Origin of the sequence: Agarivorans sp. (assembly GCF_050295395.1) — a bacterium.
GTDB lineage: Bacteria > Pseudomonadota > Gammaproteobacteria > Enterobacterales > Celerinatantimonadaceae > Agarivorans.
This window is the reverse complement of sequence record NZ_JBNKPP010000232.1, coordinates 1-2,237: the sequence shown is the minus strand read 5'-3', so window position 1 is coordinate 2,237 and position 2,237 is coordinate 1. Positions and strand designations below refer to the sequence as shown.

Below are 2,237 nucleotides of genomic sequence, written 5' to 3'. Positions count from 1 at the left end.
ACCCCGGCTGGCTATTGGCCCATACCGATAAACGCCTCGCTCCCGCCATAGCACAGATCCACGGCGACCCCGCAGCCCCGCTCAATATAGAGCAGCTCGCCAAACTGGTGGGCATGTCACGCACCAGCTTTATTGACTACTTCAAAAAAATCTTAGGCCAACCACCCAAGCAATACATTCAACATTGGCGTTTATCGCTGGCTAGAGAATTACTACGCCATAGCCAGCGCCAAGTGATAGCAGTAGCACTTGAGGTGGGTTACCAATCAGAAGCGGCCTTTAGCCGCGCCTACAAAGCCAAATTTGGCGAGCCTCCATCGCAAAGCAGGCAGGCTTAAACACCGGCCGTTTGCCAATGCCCAGTAGCTATTGCCTTTGCCACATACTCGGCAAAGCGTCGCGGCTTGGCTGAAGTGGCTTGCTCTATGCCATCACATAAGTGCGCATTGCGCCCATCAAACACCGCGGTAAAGAGCTCTTTCAGCAAATCTTGTAAGTCCTGCGGCACAGCTTGCTGCTGTAATAGCTCAAGATAAGCCTCGATGCTCACCTGGCGATAGCGGATCGGCTTGGCTAACTGGCGGCTAATTTCATTCACACAATCAGCAAAACTCAGCAGCTCGCTGCCCGTCACCTCAAACAAACGATTGCGTTTGGTTTTATCTAACAAACAGCGCAGCGCCACCTCGGCAATATCATCAGCGTCAACAAAGGGCTCAAGCACCTCGCCTGCTGGCAACACCAATTCGCCACTGACTATGCCCTCGGCCATAAAGCTTTCACTAAAATTTTGGGCAAACCAGGCCGCGCGAACCACATTCCAGTCTAAACCGCTATTAATCAGCAAATTTTCTGCTCGCTCGGCGCCAGGTTCTCCACGCCCAGACAGCAATACCAAATGCTCTAGCCCCTGCGCCTTTGCCACCTCAATAAAGGCGGCGATGTCGTCAGCAGCTTGCTCTATGGCTAAATCGGGTTGATAACTAATATACGCCGCGGTGGCGCCTTTTAGCGCCCTAGCCCAAGTATCCCGCTGCTGCCAGTCAAAGGCAGGCTCGGAAGTTCGTGACACCGCACGAACAGCTGCGCCCTGTTGCTGAAGACGCTGATAAATGCGGGCTCCGGTTTTTGCGGTTTTACCAATAACGACGAAATGAGATGAATGTGTCATGTTGTGCTCCTAGTGAATGTTCGAAGCACCATGATGCCCTGATCACTCAGGCAGCGAATGACTACAAATTCAGCATTATTTGCCAAACGTACAAATTACCCAAACCAGCCAACCAACCAAAGCTTGCTAGTGAAAGAGCTGTTTTTCTTGAAAGCTATTTATATGCTGTGCCACAACGCTTTGCAGGGGATGTCATTGGCTGTCACGGCGAGCTTCGCAGCGGTCTTAAGTTACCGCTGATTTTAAGACACATTGGCATGGGCCATCGGCAAGCTTTCACTAGCTTTGTGGCTAACACCAAAGAGCTGAAGTCACATCCAACTACAGCCGCAATTAGGCTTGGCTGCTAAGCTTAATTCACCAGTCATAACAAATTTGGCCAGTAACATGCGAACAGAACACGACAGTATGGGTGAGGTGCAGGTAGCAGACGATGTGTATTACCAAGCGCAAACCCAGCGCGCCTGTAACAACTTTCAGTTTTCCGAGCGCCGTTTCCCAAGCCAAGCAATCCACGCTGTGCTCGATATTAAACAGGCTGCTGCGCAAGCCAACGGCGAGCTAGGTTTAATCGAAGCGGATATCAGCGAAGCGATTCAGCAGGCCGCTAAAGCCAGTAAAAACCTAGATTTTGCCAAACATTTTCCAATAGATCTGTTTCAAACCGGCTCTGGCACCAGCTCTAATATGAATGTAAATGAAGTAGTGGCAAGCCAAGCCAGCGAACTATTGGCCGATAAAGTACACCCTAACGACCATGTAAACCGCTGCCAAAGCAGTAATGATGTAATACCCGCAAGTATCCAAATTAGCAGCCTACGGCAACTAGAAGGTTCTCTCTATCCAGCAATGGACGTTCTCAGTTCGCGTCTTAAACAACTGGCCAAGCAGCACACCAATACCCTTAAAACAGGCCGCACTCATTTAATGGATGCCATGCCGATAACGCTTGGCCAAGAGCTAAGGGTTTGGCAACAGCAACTAAGCCTTGCCCAAGCACAGCTAAAACTCAGCGCTCAAAACCTTTATGCCTTACCCTTGGGCGGCACTGCGGTGGGTAGCGGAG

3 protein-coding genes are annotated in these 2,237 nt (G+C 50.7%); 2 read left to right on the top strand and 1 reads right to left on the bottom strand.

The window, feature by feature from the left end; genetic code table 11:
* Nucleotides 1–338, top strand: a 338-nt coding sequence (locus ACQY6Q_RS13635; RefSeq protein ID WP_427982200.1) for a helix-turn-helix domain-containing protein, incomplete at its 5' end; no start/stop codon positions are given.
* On the opposite strand, the gene ACQY6Q_RS13630 is transcribed toward ACQY6Q_RS13635, so the two are convergent.
* Nucleotides 335–1,171: an NAD(P)H-binding protein gene (locus tag ACQY6Q_RS13630; protein WP_427982199.1), complete on the bottom strand. Its 837-nt coding sequence runs from the start codon at nt 1,169–1,171 to the stop codon at nt 335–337. The genes ACQY6Q_RS13635 and ACQY6Q_RS13630 overlap by 4 nt on opposite strands.
* A gap of 387 nt (nt 1,172–1,558) precedes the next feature.
* Here ACQY6Q_RS13630 and ACQY6Q_RS13625 point away from each other — a divergent pair.
* Nucleotides 1,559–2,237 (top strand): lyase family protein (locus ACQY6Q_RS13625; RefSeq protein ID WP_427982198.1); only part of this gene is annotated, 679 nt, incomplete at its 3' end.

Coding starts and splice junctions, on each gene's coding strand:
- ACQY6Q_RS13630 (WP_427982199.1), bottom strand. CDS start 1,171: ATGACACATTCATCTCATTTCGTCGTTATTGGTAAAACCGCAAAAACC.